16 protein-coding genes, 1 tRNA gene and 1 pseudogene are annotated in these 19,046 nt (G+C 66.5%); 13 read left to right on the forward strand and 5 right to left on the reverse strand.

Annotated features, from left to right (window positions below; genetic code table 11):
• Positions 1-168: 168 nt before the first annotated feature.
• The 3 genes and pseudogenes from RTX79_RS16440 to RTX79_RS16450 form a co-directional block, all read right to left on the reverse strand.
• Positions 169-1,092, reverse strand: a pseudogene (locus RTX79_RS16440) (DUF2272 domain-containing protein); the annotation flags it as partial.
• A 138-nt stretch (positions 1,093-1,230) separates the two neighbouring features.
• Positions 1,231-2,097, reverse strand: a complete 867-nt coding sequence (gene nadC, locus RTX79_RS16445; RefSeq protein ID WP_312684824.1) for a carboxylating nicotinate-nucleotide diphosphorylase — start codon at positions 2,095-2,097, stop codon at positions 1,231-1,233.
• Positions 2,094-2,363 (reverse strand): Trm112 family protein, encoded by a 270-nt coding sequence (locus RTX79_RS16450; protein ID WP_042614172.1) that lies wholly within the window; start codon positions 2,361-2,363, stop codon positions 2,094-2,096. The genes nadC and RTX79_RS16450 overlap by 4 nt, the downstream gene beginning before the upstream one ends.
• 58 nt (positions 2,364-2,421) lie before the next feature.
• On the opposite strand from RTX79_RS16450, the gene purE reads away from it, so the two are divergent.
• A complete protein-coding gene (gene purE, locus RTX79_RS16455) occupies positions 2,422-2,925 on the forward strand; it encodes a 5-(carboxyamino)imidazole ribonucleotide mutase (RefSeq protein WP_057508690.1) in 504 nt (167 codons plus the stop codon).
• Positions 2,922-4,070: a 5-(carboxyamino)imidazole ribonucleotide synthase gene (locus RTX79_RS16460; RefSeq protein WP_312684826.1), complete on the forward strand. Its 1,149-nt coding sequence runs from the start codon at positions 2,922-2,924 to the stop codon at positions 4,068-4,070. Before purE ends, RTX79_RS16460 begins: the two co-directional genes overlap by 4 nt.
• A 95-nt stretch (positions 4,071-4,165) precedes the next feature.
• Here the strand turns inward: RTX79_RS16460 and RTX79_RS16465 are convergent, their stop codons facing one another.
• Positions 4,166-4,747, reverse strand: coding sequence for a superoxide dismutase (locus tag RTX79_RS16465; RefSeq protein ID WP_312684913.1), 582 nt, complete (start codon positions 4,745-4,747; stop codon positions 4,166-4,168).
• A gap of 120 nt (positions 4,748-4,867) precedes the next feature.
• Between RTX79_RS16465 and grxD the strand changes: the two genes are divergently transcribed.
• From grxD to RTX79_RS16520, 11 genes are all read left to right on the forward strand, one after another.
• Positions 4,868-5,188: a Grx4 family monothiol glutaredoxin gene (grxD, locus tag RTX79_RS16470; protein WP_042614176.1), complete on the forward strand. Its 321-nt coding sequence runs from the start codon at positions 4,868-4,870 to the stop codon at positions 5,186-5,188.
• Positions 5,185-5,934, forward strand: a complete 750-nt coding sequence (locus RTX79_RS16475; protein WP_312684827.1) for an SDR family NAD(P)-dependent oxidoreductase — start codon at positions 5,185-5,187, stop codon at positions 5,932-5,934. Before grxD ends, RTX79_RS16475 begins: the two co-directional genes overlap by 4 nt.
• Before the next feature lie 259 nt (positions 5,935-6,193).
• Positions 6,194-9,391: a TonB-dependent receptor gene (locus tag RTX79_RS16480; RefSeq protein WP_123699399.1), complete on the forward strand. Its 3,198-nt coding sequence runs from the start codon at positions 6,194-6,196 to the stop codon at positions 9,389-9,391.
• 110 nt (positions 9,392-9,501) lie between these two features.
• Complete coding sequence (gene ppnN / locus RTX79_RS16485) at positions 9,502-10,893, forward strand: nucleotide 5'-monophosphate nucleosidase PpnN (protein ID WP_057508695.1); 1,392 nt, start codon at positions 9,502-9,504, stop codon at positions 10,891-10,893.
• A gap of 262 nt (positions 10,894-11,155) precedes the next feature.
• On the forward strand, positions 11,156-11,674 hold the full coding sequence (locus tag RTX79_RS16490; RefSeq protein WP_312684828.1) for a GspH/FimT family pseudopilin: 519 nt from the start codon (positions 11,156-11,158) through the stop codon (positions 11,672-11,674).
• Positions 11,671-12,147, forward strand: a complete 477-nt coding sequence (pilV, locus tag RTX79_RS16495; RefSeq protein WP_192083878.1) for a type IV pilus modification protein PilV — start codon at positions 11,671-11,673, stop codon at positions 12,145-12,147. Before RTX79_RS16490 ends, pilV begins: the two co-directional genes overlap by 4 nt.
• Positions 12,144-13,307, forward strand: coding sequence for a PilW family protein (locus RTX79_RS16500; RefSeq protein WP_312684832.1), 1,164 nt, complete (start codon positions 12,144-12,146; stop codon positions 13,305-13,307). The genes pilV and RTX79_RS16500 overlap by 4 nt, the downstream gene beginning before the upstream one ends.
• 4 nt (positions 13,308-13,311) lie before the next feature.
• On the forward strand, positions 13,312-13,821 hold the full coding sequence (locus RTX79_RS16505; protein WP_192083877.1) for a pilus assembly PilX family protein: 510 nt from the start codon (positions 13,312-13,314) through the stop codon (positions 13,819-13,821).
• 10 nt (positions 13,822-13,831) lie between these two features.
• On the forward strand, positions 13,832-17,698 hold the full coding sequence (locus RTX79_RS16510; protein ID WP_312684835.1) for a pilus assembly protein: 3,867 nt from the start codon (positions 13,832-13,834) through the stop codon (positions 17,696-17,698).
• A 14-nt stretch (positions 17,699-17,712) separates the two neighbouring features.
• Positions 17,713-18,162: a type IV pilin protein gene (locus RTX79_RS16515; protein ID WP_312684837.1), complete on the forward strand. Its 450-nt coding sequence runs from the start codon at positions 17,713-17,715 to the stop codon at positions 18,160-18,162.
• A gap of 54 nt (positions 18,163-18,216) precedes the next feature.
• Positions 18,217-18,293, forward strand: a tRNA-Asn gene (locus RTX79_RS16520).
• A gap of 71 nt (positions 18,294-18,364) precedes the next feature.
• Here RTX79_RS16520 and RTX79_RS16525 read toward each other — a convergent pair.
• Positions 18,365-18,907, reverse strand: a complete 543-nt coding sequence (locus RTX79_RS16525; protein WP_312684839.1) for a GspH/FimT family protein — start codon at positions 18,905-18,907, stop codon at positions 18,365-18,367.
• Positions 18,908-19,046 lie beyond the last annotated feature (139 nt).

Here is a 19,046-nt window from a genome sequence, read left to right on the forward strand (position 1 = left end):
GCCGGGCGGGGAGGCTATGCGGGGCCTTGAGCGGCAGGAGCCGCGAAGAGCTACACGGACGTACTTGCGCGTGCCCCGCATAGCCTCCCCGCCCGGCCCACCCCAGTCGCCGCTTTATCAGCTACCCGCGAGGGGGTCTCACCCGCTCGACCCTCACTCCGCAGGTGCAGCCACCGCCAAAGGAACCCGCATCGGCGCCGCCGCCGTGAGCTTCAACAGCGCCGCCCAGTCCTGCCGGTTGAAACTGCACTCCTCTTCGCGTCCCGGTGTGCACGTCGCCGCGATCCCGTCCGGCTCGGCGTCGCGCTTGGTCGGCAGTTCGATGCGGCCGCTGCGATCAAGCATGAGCATGCGCATTGCCACGGTATTGAGCACGTTGCCGCCGACCAGGTACAGCGTCCGGTCGCCGCCCATGTTGGCCGACACCACCACCTCGCAGTGCGACTTCCAGTGGCCCACCGAACCGTTGCCCAGCGCCTGCACCAGGCCGGTGTAGGTCAGGGTCTCGCGGCGGTCACGCAGGAAGCACAGCAGGTCGCCGACCGCGGGTTTTTCCGCTGCGGGATCGGCAAGACGATACGGTGATGCGCCGTTGTAGGCGGCACGGATGTAATCGATGTGGCGCGGGGAGGCGTTGAAGCCGGGAACCCCGGCGCGCACCATCACCCAGGAAATGAAGGCGGCCGACCAGGGGTTGTCGATCAGGAAGGCGCGGCAGTCGCTGTCGGTGTAACGCGATCCCAACGGGGCGATGCAGCTGCTGGCGCCGGGGATGGCGCCCATCGCATTCAACGTGCCGCTGTCGCGCCAATAGCCGGATACGCGTTGCCAGGCAATCAGGCCGTTGTCGGCAAGGTGCTCATTCTCTGCTTCGGTCACCGCCAGGCTGGCGGCGCGCCCTTCGCGGTCGATGAACGGACGGAACCACAGGCGATGCTCATTGCAGGCCGTCTGGCGGATCGACAGCGCCAACGGAGTCAGGCCATAGGGCGGCGGCACATCGCAGGCTTCGGCTGCCGCCGCGTCGATGCTGACGCTGGACAGGCCGAGCGCGGAGAAAGGCAACAGGCAGGCAAGCAGCAACCGGCGCATGCGGTGCTCCGCAGAAGGGGGATGCGCGCAGCGTCTCAGTGTGCACGTGAAAAACGGGTGCACCTGCCGGCTCACGTTTCTGAAAGGGGGCAGAGTCAGGCGTCAGGGCAGGGACTTTGATCCGGACTCTGACCCCTTTCAGCCTGGCGGCGGGCCGAGCTTCAGTGACAGGTCGATGGCCTGCACGTGCTTGGTCAGGCCGCCAATGGAAATGCAGTCCACGCCGTCTTCGGCAATCGCGCGCAGGCCGTCCAGGCCGACGCTGCCGGACACTTCCAGCGGAATGCGCCCGGCGGTCAGGCGCACCGCTTCACGGCGCAGCGCGGCCGGGAAATCATCCAGCAGGATGCGCTCGCAACCGGCCTGCAGCGCCTGCTGCAGCTGATCGAGGTCTTCCACTTCCACCACCAGCGGCAGCTGCGGCCACAGCATGCGCGCGGCGGCCACCGCGGCTGGCAGCGAGCCGGCCGCGCGGATGTGGTTTTCCTTCAGCATCACCGTGTCGAACAGACCGATGCGGTGATTGTCGCCGCCGCCACAGCGCACCGCGTACTTCTGTGCCAGGCGCAGGCCGGGCAGGGTCTTGCGCGTGTCCAGGATGCGGGTGCCGGTGCCGGCCACCGCGGCGACATGACGCGCGGTGATCGTCGCGGTGCCGGACAGGGTCTGCAGGAAGTTCAACGAGGTGCGTTCGGCGCTGACCAGCGAGCGGTTGCGCCCGTGCAGCAGGGCCAGCACGGTGCCGGCCGCGACGGCCTGGCCTTCGCTGACCTGCCACTCGATGCGCACCTGCGGATCCAGCGCACGATGGGTGGCGTCGAACCAGGGGCGTCCCGCGATCACCGCGTCCTGCTTGCACAGCAGGTAGGCGCTGTCGGCATGGTCGGGCAGCAGGGCAGCGGTCACATCACCGCTGCCGATGTCTTCAGCCAGCGCACGCGCCACGTCGGCGGCGACCTGCGCCGGGTCCGGCGCGATCAACGCGCCCGCGGCGGCGGTGCTCATGCGGAAGGGAAGTCCGCGATCTGCGCGGTGGCGATGGCTTCTTCGGCCAGCAGCACCGGGATGCCGTCGTCCAGGCGGAACACCTGCTTGCGGTCACGGGTGACCAGCGCCTGCCGCAGCGGCTGCGCCAGTGGATTGCCGTCGGCCTTGTTGACGGTGCCGGCGCCGATGGCGCGGTTGAGGGCTTCCAGGCCCTTGGCATCCAGCAGGGACAGGGGCTGGCGGGTGTCGGGCGATACCAGCAGGTCAAGCAGCTTGCGATCCATGGTTCTTCGTCTTGCGTGGAAGACGGCTAGAATACGTCTTTAAGGCAGGTGACGGCCAATGACCCCCAACCAATCCGCGCCGCTCGTCGGCATCGTCATGGGTTCCCGCTCCGACTGGGAGACCATGCAGCACGCCGCCCAGAAGCTTGAAGCCCTGGGTGTTCCGTTCGAAGTGAAGGTGGTTTCCGCCCACCGCACCCCGGACGTGTTGTTCGACTACGCCGAACAGGCCGGTCCGCGCGGGCTGCGCGCGATCATTGCCGGTGCCGGTGGCGCCGCGCACCTGCCGGGCATGATCGCCGCCAAGACCGCCGTGCCGGTGCTGGGCGTACCGGTGCAGTCCAAGGCGCTCAACGGCATGGATTCGCTGCTTTCCATCGTGCAGATGCCGGCCGGCATCCCGGTCGCCACGTTCGCCATCGGCAATGCTGGTGCTTCCAACGCAGCGCTGTTCGCCGCGGCGATGCTGGCCAGTGACCAGCCGGCCATCGGCACGGCGCTGGATGCCTTCCGCGCACGCCAGACCGAAGAGGTCATGGCCCACGACGATCCACGTCAATGAGCACCAGGACGGTAGGCATCCTGGGCGGTGGCCAGCTGGCCCGCATGATGGTCCTGGCCGGTGCGCCGATGGGTCTGCGCTTCGAGCTGTTCGATCCGGCTGCCGATGCCTGCGGCGGACCGCTGGCATCGCTGACCGTGGCCGCGTTCGATGATCGCCAGGCCTTGGCTGCGTTTGCCGCCAAGGTGGACGTGGTCACCTTCGATTTCGAGAACGTGCCGGCCGACAGTGCGCAGTGGCTGGCCGACCAGGTGGCGGTGTATCCGCCGCCGTCGGCACTGGCCGTGGCCCAGGACAGGCTGAGCGAGAAGACGTTGTTCCAGCAGCTGGGCATCCCGCTGCCGCCGTTCGCCGACATCACCAGCCGCGCGCAGCTGGCGGAAAAGGTGGCTGCGTTCGGCTTGCCGTGCATCCTGAAGACCCGCCGCCTGGGCTATGACGGCAAGGGGCAGTTCCGGCTGCGCAGCGAGGCCGACATCGATGCGGCATGGGACGCACTTGGCGCGCAGGTCGACAAGACCGGCCTGATCCTGGAAGGCTTCGTCGCCTTCCAGCGCGAAGTCAGCGTGGTCGCCGTGCGCGGCCGCGATGGCAGCTTCCAGGCGTATCCGGTCACCGGCAACTGGCACGTCGATGGCGTTCTGTCGGCCAGTGTCGCGCCGGCCAGATTGTCCGATGCCGAGCAGCAGGCGGCGATCGGCTATGCCCGCACCCTGGCCGAGCACCTGCAGTACGTGGGGGTGTTCGCGCTGGAGCTGTTCTGCCGCGATGGCGAACTGCTGGCCAACGAGATGGCGCCGCGCGTGCACAATTCGGGCCACTGGACCATCGAAGGCAGCGAGACCTCGCAGTTCGAGAACCACCTGCGCGCGGTGCTGGGCCTGCCGCTGGGCGATACCCGGATGGTGGGGCATGCCTGCATGCTCAACTGGATCGGCGCGATGCCCGACCCGGTGCCGGTGCTGGCGCAGTCCAGTGGCCACTGGCACGACTACGGCAAGCAGTCGCGTGATGGTCGCAAGGTCGGCCATGCCACGCTGCGCGACGACGACGCCTCCGCGCTCGCGTCGGCCCTGGAGCAGGTAGGCCAAGCGCTGGGTCGACAGGCCCAGGTAGCCCCGGCCGTCCAGGCCCTGCGCGCGTGATCCGCGACTGACAGCCGGAAGTGACGGCCGTCCTTCGCCGGTAGTGACGGCCGCTGGCCGTCATTGGGTGGTGGGTGACGGCCGCTGGCCGTCATTCACCCCGGCAGCTGCTCCGCAGCGAATTCCCAGTTGACCGCCTTCCACCAGGCGTCCAGGTAACGCGCGCGGTCGTTCTGGTAATCCAGGTAATACGCGTGTTCCCACAGATTGCAGGCCAGCAGCGGCACGCTGTGGCTGGTCAGCGGCGTGGCCGCGTTGCGCGTGACCACCACCGCCAGGCTGCCGTCCGGATGCAGCACCAGCCACGCCCAGCCGGCACCGAACAGGCCCAGCGCGGCGTCATTGAACGTCTTGCGCAGGCTGGCGGCATCGCCGAAGCAGCGCTTCACCCGGTCGGCCAGCCGGCCCACCGGATCGCCGCCGCCGCGCGGCCGCAGGCACTGCCATTGGAACTGCAGGTTCCAGGCCTGGGCGGCGGCTTCGAACAGCGCGCCCTGGCTTTCGCGCACGATCCGCTCCAGCGGCGCGTCTTCCCATTCGGTCCCGCTGATCCGCGCATTCACCTGATCCACGCACGCGCGCTGGTGTTGTCCATGCTGCAGCGCCACTGACCGTTCGGACAGATGGGGTTGCAGGGCGCCGGGCGAGTAGGGAAGGTCGGTGAGTTCCATGGGCAGGCGATAAGGGAAAGGAGGAGGATGCCGGTGGCCGGTTCCATCGGCTTACAATGGCGACTACTGTGGGAAGTCTAGCCGACCGTCGCGGTCGGATTCGCCCATCCAGGAGGCAGTGTGGTTGTGGCAGTGATGCAGCAGATCCAGGCCGAAGTTGATCGTTACCCCCTCGTGCTGTTCATGAAGGGTACGCCCCAATACCCGATGTGTGGCTTTTCCAGCCGCGCCGTACAGGCCCTGATGGCCGCCGGAGCGGTATCCCTGCGCACCATCAATGTCCTGGAAGAGCCCGAGATCCGCGCCAACCTGCCGCGGTTTTCCAACCTTCCGACGTTCCCGCAGCTGTTCATGCACGGTGAGCTGATCGGGGGCTGCGACATCGTGATGGAGCTGTTCGAAGCCGGCGAACTCAAGCGCATCGTCGAAGAAGCCTCGGTTGCATGAGCCTGGCCGCGTTGCCTGACGCCGAAGCCGGCGCGCTCGAGGGCCGGGTGATCCTGGTGGTCGGCGCCGGTGGCGGGCTGGGCAGCGCTGCCGCGGTGGCCTGCGCGGCAGCCGGGGCCACGGTGATCCTGCTCGGGCGCAAGCCGCGTCGGCTTGATCGCGTCTACGCCCAGGTGCAACAGGCCGGACCGGAGCCGCTGCTGTATCCGCTGGACCTGGAAGGCGCCACGCCGGATGATTTCGCCGAACTGGCCAGCCGCGTGCAGGCCGAATTGGGGCGTCTGGACGGCATTTTGGTCTGCGCCGCCGATTTCCCGGGTCTGACCCCGTTCGAGCTGGCCGAACCGGCCGCGTTCGCCCGCTCCCTGCATGTCACCCTGACCGCGCCGGCGCTGCTGGTGCAGGCCTGCCTGCCGTTGTTGAAGCAGCGCGAGGATGCCGCCGTGGTGTTCTGCGTGGACGACCCGGCACGGGTCGGGGCGGCTTACTGGGGCGGTTACGGCGTGGCCCAGCATGGGCTGCGCGGGCTGCTGGCCAGCCTGCATGATGAATTGAAGCAGGGACCGGTACGCGTTGCCGGGCTGCAACCGGCCCCGATGCGGACGGCGCTGCGCGCGCGGGCGTGGTCGTTGGACCAGGATGATGTGGCCGGCGGGCCCGGGTTGGCGGCCGCCGAGGCAGTGCACCTACTGTCGCAGGAAGGCTTGACGCGGCGCGGCAGCGTGAAGGCCGTCAGGCCTGAATAGCCCGATTTGTGAGCCGAACCTTCACGGGGAGTGAAGGAACCGTCACGATTGGGTTGCGATCAGGCCGCTTCTGTCGCACTACCGTCACATTCGGATCGTACCGTGTTAATCTATTGTTAACCGTTGCGGCAGCTGCCGTTCACGGTTGGGAACCCCAGATAACTATCCGAGCAGCCGCCCGCAAGGCTGCCTGGATGCGCTTTTTATCCGCCATCGCCAACTCCCATCGAGGCTACCCTAGATGAACCACACTCTCCGGATGTCCAAGCTCACCCTTGGCCTCTTGACCGTGCTTGCTGCCGCTCCCGCCTTTGCCCAGAGCACCTCTGCCGGTGTCGGCGGCCAGGTCGTCTCTTCCGCCGGTGCGCCTGTCGCTGGCGCCGAAGTCATCATCACCCACACCGAGTCCGGCACTGTTTCGCGTGCCACGACCGATGCGGCGGGTCGTTACAACGCGCGCGGCCTGCGCGTGGGTGGTCCGTACACGATCTCCATCACCAAGGCCGGTGAGGGCACCAAGACCGAAGATGGCGTCTACCTGGGCGTGAACCAGACCGGCACCATCAACGCGACGCTGGCCGGCGACCTCGCCGCCACCAACCTGGACGCGGTCCAGGTCGTCGCCGTGGGCGGTGGCTCGGAAGTGTTCAGCACCACCAAGATGGGCTCGAGCACCAACCTCAGCCAGGAAACCATCGAGATGGCGCCGTCGATCGGCGGCAACATCCAGGACCTGATGCGCCTTGACCCGCGCGTGACCTTCATCGACCGCGCCTCGGGCTCGATCTCGGCCGGTGGCCAGAACCCGCGCTTCAACTCGATCAACATCGACGGCGTGTCGGCCAGCGACACCTTCGGCCTGGAAGGCAACAACATGCCGACCCGTCGCCAGCCGGTTGCGATGGAAGCCATCGAAGCACTGGACATCAACCTGTCCAACTACGACGTCAGCATCGCCGCTGCCGCCGGTGCGACCGTCAACGCGGTGACCAAGTCCGGTACCAACGAAATCCACGGTTCGGTGTACGGCACCTACCGCGACGGCGACTGGTTCGGTGACAACCCCGAAGGCCAGCCGTTCAAGGGCTTCACCAAGGAAGAAACCTACGGCGTGACCGTCGGTGGTCCGATCGTCAAGGACAAGCTGTTCTTCTTCGCCAACTACGAGAAGTTCAAGCAGGCCGCGCCGGGCGCTGATCTGTCGGGCACCGCGCTGGGCAAGGCGGGCGCGAACTACAGCATGGCCGACGTCACCCGTGCGCAGCAGATCGCGCAGGACGTGTACGGCTTCGATGCCGGCGGCATCGAAAGCAATGCCGATACCGAGCTGGAAGAGTACGCAATCAAGCTCGACTGGAACATCAACGACAACCACCGCGCCAACTTCCGCTACAGCAAGCTGGAGCAGGACAAGCTGCGCATCAACGGCATGAACTCGACGTCCACCGCGTCGCTGAGCTCGTACTGGTACCAGCACGTCAAGACCAACGAAAGCTACGTCGCCCAGCTGTTCAGCGACTGGAGCGACAATTTCTCGACCGAGTTGAAGGCGTCGTACCGCGAGTACTCGGCGATCCGTGAAGTGTCCACCGACGCGCCGAGCATCCGCATCTATTTCCCGCGCAACGCGACCACCCCGGAAGGCGATTCGCTGTACCTGGGCACGGAAGTGAACTCGCAGGACAACATCCTGGAGACCAAGGCGTGGAACTACTACGCTGCCGGTACCCTGACGATGGGCGACCACGACCTGAAGTTCGGCGCGTCGTACGACACCAACGACATCTACAACTACTACGGCGCCAACTCGTGGGGCACCTACACCTTCTACGGCCTGGACAACTTCGCCGCCGGTCGTTGGCAGACCTACAACCTGGCCAAGGAAACCGCGCCGGGTTCGATCGCCGCTGACTACGAGTACAGCAACCTGGCCCTGTTCGTGCAGGACACCTGGTACGTCAACAACAACCTGACCCTGACCATGGGCGTGCGCGCCGATCGTCCGGACACCAGCCCGTCGCCGCAGTTCAACCAGGCCGCCCTGAACACCTTCGGCCTGGACAACAGCAAGGTCTTCGAAAGCAAGTTCCTGATCCAGCCGCGCCTGGGCTTCAACTACACCTTCGACACCGACCGTCCGACCCAGCTGCGTGGTGGCGTGGGCCTGTTCCAGGGTGATTCGCCGCAGGTGTGGATCAGCAACAGCTACTCCACCACCGGCTTCAACTACACCTCCTACAACCTGACCGGCGGCTACAACCCGGCCCTGCCGTTCAACCCGGACAAGGACAACCAGCCCGTCCCGACCACCCCGGGTTCGGCGCGCCAGAACGTCAACTTCGTGGGCAAGGACTTCAAGCTGCCGTCGATCTACAAGGCCAACCTGGCCCTGGATCACGAACTGCCGTGGAATGGCCTGGTCGCTTCGGCTGAACTGCTGGTCACCAAGGTCAAGGATGGCCTGTACTACCAGCACCTCAACCTGGGCAGCGGCAACCTGGTCGGCCCGGATGGCCGCACGCTGTACTACAACCCGGCCCGCGTCGGCCTGCCGTGGAACACCGGCAGCGCCCGTTACCAGACCGCCGCTGGCTTCGACAACGTGTACCTGATCGACAATACCGACCAGGGCCGTACGTCGCAGTTCACCGTGTCGCTGAGCAAGCCGTGGGCACCGGACAGCGACTGGTCCTACAGCCTGGCCTACACCTACACCGACGCTGAAGAAGTCGGCAGCCTGACCAGCTCCACCGCGAGCTCGGGCTGGGGCTACCAGTACGCCACCAACGCCAACGAAGAACTGCTGAACACCTCGCGTTACCAGATCCGTGACCGCCTGTCGGGCAGCCTGAACTGGAAGCACAAGTTCTTCGGCGACTACGAGACCAAGGTCGGTCTGGTGTACGAAGGCCGCAGCGGTCGTCCGTTCAGTTACATCTATGCGAACGACGCCAATGGCGACGGCCGCAACGGCAACGACCTGTTCTACGTGCCCAACCGTGGCGACGTGCTGTTCGGTGCGCTCAACGCCAACGGCACCTTCAGCCCGGATGCGGCCATGGAGAAGAGCTTCTTCGACTGGCTTGCCGCCAACCCGGACCTGGCCAAGTACGCTGGCGGTTCGGCTCCGGCCAACAAGTTCACCAGCGGCTGGATCAACACCTTCGATATCCGTATCAGCCAGCAGCTGCCGGGCTTCATGAAGGGTCACAAGTCGGAGATCTGGCTGGACATCCAGAACGTGGGTAACCTGCTGAACAAGGACTGGGGCAACATCTACGACTACGGCTTCTTCGCCAACAGCCGTGTTGCCACCCTGCAGGGCATCTACAACGACAAGTACGTGTACAACTTCACCGGCGCTGACAAGCCGAGCGTTGCCAACCAGGATGCCGACGGCTTCGACGCCGGTGTCTCGCAGTGGTCGCTGCAGCTGGGCTTCCGTTACCAGTTCTAATCGGTAGCGGTACCTGATGTGAACGGAAACGGCCGGGGAAACCCGGCCGTTTTCTTTTTTATGGGGGCAGCGCTACAGTCGGACACCTTGAAGGAAGCGAAACGTTGGACATGACCACGACGATTGAAAAGCCGGCACGTACGCTGCCGGTGCAGGACGCGCGGATCTATCCGCGCGGTGGCCTGGATGTGCTGTCCCGGGCGGAAGTGGCGCGCCTGCGCGATGCCTCCGGTGGCGGCATGCACGAGCTGCTGCGCCGCTGCGCGCTGGCCGTGCTGACCAGTGGCAGTGCCTCGGACGATCCGCGCGCGGCGCGTGACCTGTACCCGGATTTCGACATCCAGGTCGCCCAGCAGGACCGTGGCGTACGCATCGACCTGGCCAACGCGCCGGCGATGGCCTTCGTCGACGGCGAGATCATCCGCGGCGTGGCCGAACTGCTGTTCGCCGTGGTCCGCGACCTGGCCTACATGGCCATCGAAATGGGCCCGGCCTACGCGGCGGAACTGGAATCTTCGGACGGCATCACCAACGCCGTGTTCGGGCTGCTGCGCAATGCGCGCATCCTCAACCCGGGTGACCCCAACCTGGTGGTCTGCTGGGGCGGCCATTCGATCGGCCGCGACGAATACCTGTACACCAAGCAGGTCGGCTACGAGCTGGGCCTGCGCGGGCTGGACATCTGCACCGGCTGCGGCCCGGGTGCGATGAAGGGCCCGATGAAGGGCGCCACCATCGCCCACGCCAAGCAGCGCCGGACGGTGACGCGCTATATCGGCCTGACCGAGCCGGGCATCATCGCGGCCGAGTCGCCGAACCCGATCGTCAACCACCTGGTGATCATGCCGGACATCGAAAAGCGGCTTGAAGCGTTCGTGCGCATCGGCCACGGCATCATCGTGTTCGCCGGCGGCGTGGGTACGGCAGAGGAGATCCTGTACCTGCTGGGCATCCTGCTGCGCGAAGAGAACAAGGACCTGCCGTTCCCGTTGATCCTGACCGGCCCGACCGTGGCCGCGCCGTACTTCGAGCAGATCGATCGCTTCATCCGCCTGACCCTGGGCGATGCGGCCGCCGAGCGCTACCAGATCATCATCGGCGATCCGTCGGCGGTGGCGCGCAAGATGTCGGCCGGCATCAAGCAGGTGCGCGAACATCGGCTGGCGGCGAAGGATTCGTTCTTCTTCAACTGGTCCATCGACATTCCGTGGGATTACCAGCAGCCGTTCGAGCCCACCCATGAAGCCATGGCCGGGCTGGACCTGCACCACGGCCGTGCCCCGCATGCGCTGGCGGCCGACCTGCGCCGCGCGTTCTCCGGCATCGTGGCCGGCAACGTGAAGGAAGACGGCATGCGCCGGATCGAGGAGTCCGGTCCGTTCCAGATCCATGGCGACGCCGACATGATGCAGGCGCTGGACGCGCTGCTGCGCGCCTTCGTCGACCAGCGCCGGATGAAGATTTCCGGCGAATACAAGCCGTGCTACCAGGTGCTGGCCTGACCGATCGCCATGCAGGGTAGTGACGGCCGCTGGCCGTCACTCGTTGCCGCAGCAGGTGACGACCGGTAGAGACGGCCGCTGGCCGTCCGCCGTTTCCGCGGTGGGTGACAACCGGTAGTGACGGCCGCTGGCCGTCAGCCGCCACCCCTTGGGGCGCCGATCTTTTGACGCTTGTCGCCCCCGAATGACCGTTCGTCCTGCACCCCCTTGCGGGGGGCGCAGGCCTGCCTCATCGTGCCGACATCACGCTGGGGAGCGTCCCATGTCTTTTCGCCTGTCCAAGGGCTTCACGCTGCTGGAACTGATGGTCACCGTCGCCGTGCTGGCGATCCTGTCGACCATCGCGTTCCCGAGCTTCCAGAGCACCATCCGTTCCAACCGCGTCGCGGCCACCGGCAACGAGATGACCGCCCTGTTGTCGCTGGCGCGCAGTGAGGCGGTGCGCAACAAGCGCGGCGGCGGCGTATGCGGCAGCGCCACCGGAACCTCGTGCGACAACAACTGGTCGCGCGGCATGCTGGCCTGGGCCGACGTGAACGGCGACGGTACCTACCAGGCCGGTGAAACCATCCTGCGCTACATCCCGGTCAAGACCGACTCGCTGACCAGCGGCGGGCCCAGCACCGCCGTGATCGCCTTCGACAACCGCGGCCGCCGCCGTGCCGCCGCCGCCCAGTCGCTGACCCTGCAGCCGACGTCGTGCGGAGGCGAAGCGCTTCGCCGCCAGCTGGACATCAACGCCGCCGGCCAGATCAATTCCACCAAGCGGGCCTGCCAATGAGCCGTCGTCTTCCTTCGTTCGCACGCGCCCAGCGTGGCTTCAGCATGATCGAGGTGCTGGTGGCGGTGCTGATCCTCGCCTTCGGCCTGCTCGGCTTCGCCATGCTGCAGACCATGAGCGTGCGTTTCGTGCAGAGTTCGAACTACCGCACCCAGGCCACCAACCTGGCCTATGACCTGCTCGACCAGATGCGCAGCAACCGCTACCAGGCCGGCTGGTATACCAATGCCGCCTTCGCCGCCGGCACCGTCCAGGCGTCCAGCTGCACGCGCACCCTGGGCGCGGCGGTGACGCTGAACAACAACATCACCCGCTGGCAGTGCCAGGTGGTGCAGGCCCTCGGCGAAGGCGCCAGTGCCACGGTGGTCAACGCCAATGGCCAGGTCACCGTGGGCATCGCCTGGGGCGACCAGCGCTGGGACCCCGCCAACCCTGACGGGCGGACCACCTTCACCCTGGTGTCGCAGCTGTGAGGCGCGCACGCTCTGCCGCGCGTCGCGCAGCCGGCCTGTCGCTGATCGAACTGATGATCGCGATGGTCATCGGCCTGGTGCTGATGCTGGGCGTGATCCAGATCTTCGCTGCCTCGCGCGCTGCGTCGCGGTTGGCCGAAGGCAATGCGCGCGCGCAGGAAAACGGTCGTTTCGCGATCGAGTTCCTGCAGCGTGACATCCGCATGGCCGGTCACTTCGGCTGCGTGAACGACCAGGCCCATTTCGTGAAAGGCGAGGGCGACCCGGTGATCACCACCGGGCCCGCTACCGGCTCTGGCCATCCGCTGGATTTCAGTGTCAGCATCCAGGGCTATGAGGCCCCAAGCACCGCGCCGGGCGGCCAGCTGACGCTGGGCGACACCTGGGCGGGTGCGGCCGGGCTGCCGGCCGCGATCTCCGCGCTGAATCCACGTGGTGGCAGCGACATCCTGGTGCTGCGCTATCTTGCCGCCGAAGGGGTGCCGGTCACCGCGCTGACCGCCGCTACCGACAGCGTCGTCGGCTTCAATGCCAGCGCTGGCACGCGGCTGACCGAAGGCGGCGTAGGCACGCCCGCCCTGTTCGGTGTAGCGGACTGCAGCCATGCCAACGTATTCCGGGGCACGTACGCGGCCGGCAGCGTGAACGCGCCTGCGACCAACCTCAACCGCTTCACCGTACAGCCCACCGGCCAGACCATGATCTACCGCGCCGAATCGGTGGTCTATTACGTGGGCACTTCAGTGTCGGGTGAGCCTGCCTTGATGCGCGCACGCTCAACGGGCAACAACAGCTATGACGTGAGGGAAGAGCTTGTCGAAGGCATCGAAAGCCTGCAGCTGCTGTTCGGCCTCGACAGCACCACGGTGATGAGCGCCACCGCGCCGCCGGCCGGCAACATCACCATGCAGGCGGTGGCCAGCGGCGTCACCAGCGATGCCAACGCCACCGGTGCCGCACAGTGGCGCCGCGTCGGCCAGGTCCAGGTGGGCGTGCTGGCCCGCAGCCCGGCGCGTTCGCAGGCCGAAGCACCGACGGACGCGGTCAACTACCCGCGTGCGCTGGGCGTCGGCTTCGCGCCGGGAAGCACCCGTGACGGTCGCTACCGCACCACCTACGAATCCACCATTGCGCTGCGCAACCGACTGTTCGGGAACTGATGCCATGAACGCTTCTGTACGCCTGCGTCCCATGCCCCGCCACCAGCGCGGTGCGGTGCTTTACGTGGCGCTGATCATGCTCATCCTGCTGGCGCTGATCGGCATCGCCGGCATGCAGGTTGCCGGCATGCAGGAAAAAATGGCGGCCAACTACCGCGCCACCAACGTCGCCTTCCAGAATGCCGAAGGTGTCACCCGACGCAGCGAGAACGCGCTGGAAGCGATCGCCAACCGGACCGCCGCGCCCAACAATGCACCGCTGGTGGACACCGACATCCAGCAGAACTGCGATGTCGCCTTCGATCCTGTCGGCTGGGGGCGTGGGCGTCCCTTGAACACCGCGCAGGCCGTCAATGTGCGCCGTATCGATGCCTGCATCATCGGTGGCGGGTCGTTGGCCATGGGCGACCCGCTCGACCCGGTGACCCCGGTGTACCAGATCACCACCTTCGCCACCGATACCGCGACGGATTCTTCGTCCACGGCGTCGGTCGACACCGTTTTCAAGCTCTGAGGCCGCAGGCATGTCCCGTCGCACTTCCCGGATCGTTGCTGCGTCCGCCGCTGTCCTGCTTGGCGTGGGCGGGTATTTCGCCTACAGCCTGTTCGCCGCGCAAGGGCAGGGGGCGCTGGCCCAGGCACCGCTGAACAACACCACCTCGATCCAGCCGGCTTTCATCATGGCGGTCGATGACTCCAACTCGATGACCTTCGAGCGCATCTTCCAGGGCGGCGATGGACGCATGCAGTGGAACGGCAGCAGCTTCTTCCGCTCGGCCGGGGTGTTCTACGACGTAGGCGAGGGCTGCGCGAACAATTCGGTCGACTGCTATCTCTACCTGTTCCCGCACGCCTCGTTCAACACCTCATACACCCCGGGTCGGGCCATCCCGCCCATCGATGCCTTCGGCTTCGCCCGCTCGCCTACCTACAATGCGAGCTATTACAACCCGGACGTGGTCTACGATCCGTGGAGCCTGCCGCAGAAGACCGCCGACGACGTCATTCTCTGGCCCAACGCATCGTTCGGCAGCGCGCGCGTGGATCCCCGCAATCCGACCGTCTATGGCACGGATTTCAGCACCGGCTACAACACGATCTACGACCTGGCCAATCGCGAGGTCAATGGCGAGCTGTTCCAGTTCATGACGGGGATGACGATTCCGTCGGGAACGCGGTACCGCTCCAATGGACGCAGCTGCAACAGCACCAACAACAACGGGCTTCCGACCAGCAGCAACAACTGGGTCACGCTGGGCAGCGCGGTCACCGTGAGCGCCAACTGCACCGTGCAGATCGGCTATGTGCCTGCCACGTTCTACCTGCCTGTGAATGCGCCGGCGCCGGCAGGCTACCTGACGGCCGATGCCAATCGCCCGATCATCGCCAATGCCTGCGGGCCCGGCTGCAACATGCGCCGTTACCAGATCCTGCCGGCGAACTACGGCGCCAACACGGCGGCGCTGAACGCCGCGCAGACCAATTTCGCCAACTGGTTCCAGTACCACCGCAACCGCATCCTGTCGATGGTCGGCTCGTCCTCGCACGCGATGGCCGGCGTGGAGAACATGCGGGTCGGCTATTTCACCATCAACAACCGCGTCAACGTGACCATGCACGATGTGGCCACCGCGCGCGTCAACCTGTTCAACCAGATCTACGGCCTGAAGCCCGCCGGCGGTACGCCCAACCGGCAGGCCGCGGCCTTCCTGGGTCAACAGTTCCGGCGCACCGATGACGGTGCCCCGGTGATCCGCGCCTGCCAGAGGAACGGAGGCATGTTGTTCACCGACGGCTACACCAACATCGACAACACCGCCGGTGGCTACGGCAACGCGGATTCGGTCGGCGGCACGTATCTGTCCGGCGCGCCGTTCCCGGACAACTACAGCAACACGATCGCCGACATCGCAGCCTCGTACTACGCGGGCTCGAACACGCCGCTGCGTTCCGGCGGCAGTTTCCCCGCTGGCCTGGTGCCGGTGCCGGAGGAGTGCGCCACGCTCAATACGTCCTCCGCCGCGTACAAGCGCCTGGACTGCCAGCCCGATCTCCACATGAATTTCTACGGCGTGACGCTGGGCGCGCAGGGCCTGATCTACGAGGTCAACCAGCCCGCCACCGAGGACCCGTACACCAATCCGCCGAACTGGAATGCCAACGGCGATCCGATCAAGGGTGATGATGGCCGCGTGATCGATGAGCTGTGGCACGCCGCGATCAACTCGCGCGGTGAGTTCATCAATGCCAAGACGCCCTCGGACGTGACCGAGGCGATGCGCCGGGTGCTGCAGGCGGTGGGCGCGGGTCCGTCGCCGTCCGGCACGCTGGCGGTCAGCGGCGCGCGCATCGGTACCGGCTCGTTGACGGTCTCGCCGATGTACGACGTACAGAACAACGGCACCGACTGGTTCAGCCGCATCACCGCCGCGCGGGTCACGGTCAACCCGACCACGCGCGAGGCGCAGTTCAACACGCTGTGGGAGGCGAGCGCGCAGATGCCGGCTGCGGCCGCGCGCAATGTGTTCTTCAACGACGGCTCCAGCGTACGCAAGTTTGGTCCGACCACGGTCAGCGTGGCCGGGCTGTGCAGCCTGTCGACGGCACTGTACCCGGGTCAGACGCGCTGCACGACGGCTGGTTTGACCGGCATGGGGGTCACCCCGGCCATCGCCGCCAACTATCTGCTGGGCGACAGCGCCAACGAGGTGCGCCGCAACGGCAAGCTGCGTGACCGCACCACGCCGCTGGGTGACATCGTCAACTCGCCGCCGGTGATCAGCGCACCGACCGATGATTTCGGCTATCGCGCGCTGGGCGGTGCGTTCAACACCAGCTACACCGCCTACCTCAACACCAAGCGCACTACCCGGCGCTACATGGTCTACGCCGGTAGCAACGATGGCATGCTGCATGCCTTCGACGGCGGTATGGATGGCACCGGCGCCGTCAATGGCAACGGCGGCCGTGAGACCTTCGGCTACATCCCGGCAACGTCCTATGCCCACATGGGCAACCTGCTGCTTCCCTACGATCCGGCGAAGCTGAACGCGCAGCAGTTCGCCCACCGTTATTTCGTCGATGGTCCGGTCGCCGTGGGTGACACCTACTACGGCGGCAACTGGAACACGACCCTGGTCGGCACCACCGGTGCAGGTGGTCGCGGCGTCTTCGCTCTGGATGTCAGCAGTCCGGGCACGTTCAGTGCGACCAGTCGCCTGTGGGAGATCAACGACCTCACCGGCACCGATACGGTCAAGGCCAACATCGGTCACGTGCTCGGCAAGCCGGTCATCGTGCCGGTGCGCAGCCTGGACGGCACCGTGGGCTGGAAGGCGATCTTCGGCAACGGCTATTCCAGCGCCAGCGGCAAGGCCGTGCTGTTCGTGGTGGACATCGCCGCCAACGCCTCGCCGACCATCCGCATGATCGAAGCGACCGAGGCCGGTTCGACCATCTCTGGCAGCAACGGACTGGGCAACATCATCGTGCTCGACCGCGTGGACAGCTCCAACATCGATGCGACGACGCGGCGTCCGGTCAAGGTGCGCGACGGCTACGCCGATACGGTGTACGCCGCCGACCTGAAGGGCGCGGTGTGGAAGTTCGACCTGCTGTCCACGGCCACCTCCGTGACCGTTCCCTCGTTCACCACCGGCACCTTCGTGCAGAATGGCCTGACCTACCGGCAGCCGATCACCGGTGGCCTGCAGGCGTCGTCCGGCGAAAGTGGCGGCGTGCTGGTGATGTTCGGAACCGGCAGCTTCTCGTTCGACGACGACACCCTGCCGATCTCGTCCACGCAGATCCAGAGCCTCTACGGGTTCAACGATACGACCGACGGGGTCAGCACGGCCGCGCTGTTGCGCACCGCCCTGACGCCGTACACGGTCACCGCCAGCGCGGGCGGGCGATCGGTCTCCAGGGGCACCAGCCCGACCGGTTCCAAGGGCTGGTACATCGACCTGCCGGCCGGGGAGCGCGCGGTGGGCTACCCTGAACTTGCCTCGGGCATCTTGTTCATTCCCACCTACGCGCCGGAGTCGCTCACCAGCGGCTGCAGCACCGGTGGCAACAACAACCTGTTCGGGATCAATCCGCGTACCGGTGGCGGCGCACTGTCCGGCGTGCGCATGGGGTCGATCAATGGCGCCACGGCCGTGGCCGGCACGGCCAGCATGGCGCTGGCGACCGGCGGCAACGCGCCGGTCAAGGATGTCGGCGTCTCGGTCGTGCCGCGCCTGCAGCCGCCGGCCAACCCCGGTGGCGGGGCGCCCGCGCCGACCCCGCCGGGGGGCTCGGGCTGCTGGATGGTGGTCAACGTAGCGGGCGCTCCGCCGATGTATGTTCCGTATCCCTGCGGTCGCCAGTCCTGGCGCCAGATCCAGTAATGGAGAATTCCTCGATGCCCTCTTCGGTTTCCTTCCTTGCAGCCCATCGCCGTGGCCTGCGGGCGCGTGCGCGCGGCTTCACCCTGATCGAACTGATGGTGGTGGTGGCCGTGGTCGCGATCCTGGCCGCCATCGCCTATCCGTCCTACGTGGAGCAGGTGCGCAAGTCGCGGCGGGCGCAGGCCAAGGCCGACCTGGTCGAGTACGCGCAGTTGGCCGAGCGCTCGCATACCACCAACAACACCTACGCCAACTTCCGCTTCAGCAACGGGGCGACGACCATCCAGTCGCCGCGTGAAGGCGGTACCGCGCGCTACACGGTCACCTTCCAGGGCGGGCAGGGCACTTTCACGCTGACCGCTGCGCCGCAGGGAAAGCAGGCGCAGGACAAGTGCGGCACGATGTCGGTCAACCAGGCCAACGTGAAAACGCCGTCAGCGGCGAGCCTGCCGGAGTGCTGGTGATTGATCGCGGCGGGCTTGCACGACGCGTAATCTCACCGTAGAATGCGCCTCCCCGCCCGAATAGCTCAGCCGGTTAGAGCACTTGACTGTTAATCAGGGGGTCGTTGGTTCGAGTCCAACTTCGGGCGCCATTATTCTGCAGAGGCCGCGAGCAGTCGCGGCCTTTTGCGTTTCAGCTGGTTTGCGTCGCCAGGCCGCTCCGCTAGTCCGCGCAGGCCTGGGCCCTGCGCAGGACCCGGCTGCGGACCCGGCCCGGCATGCTGATGCGCAGTTCGCTGTGTTGCCGCTTTCCGATGTAGATGCAGATGGTCTGCGGAACGCCGGCGTTGCGTCCGTCAGGCCGGAACTGCATGCGTGTGCGCCACAAGGTGGCGGGCGCCTTGACCGTTGATGGCGCGCGCTGCTCGATCAGCAGCACCTTCTTGGGTGCCTTGCCCGGACGCAGTGGCGTGCGCGGGGCGGGATACAGCAGCCAGCCGCGTGCCCAGTCACGGCCGCAGGTGATGCCGTCGCTGCTGGGACAGGCTTCAATGCGCTGGCGGCGGGTGATGGCCGTGCTGCGGGCGGTCGACAGCAGGGCATGCAGTTGCAGGCGCAGGCTGTCCGCGCGCAGCTCCGCCAGGGTGCGCTGGAAGGACGGCAGCGCCATCGCCGCAAGGATCGCGACCACGGCCAGGGCAATGGCGAGTTCGACCAGCCCGTAGCCGGACGGGCGGGCAGCAGGCGGCAGGGGTGGATACGGCATGCGACGGTCCTCCTTGGCGCCATGCTCCCCCTTTGCTGTGCCGTGGACCCTCGCCGTTCCGGTCAATCGCAGGTAGCCGATTCCCTCAACCTGCCGTCACTGGCCGCCCCGCTATAATTGGTTCCCCCGGGACCTGGCA

The organism is Stenotrophomonas chelatiphaga (assembly GCF_032054965.1).
Taxonomy (GTDB): domain Bacteria; phylum Pseudomonadota; class Gammaproteobacteria; order Xanthomonadales; family Xanthomonadaceae; genus Stenotrophomonas; species Stenotrophomonas chelatiphaga.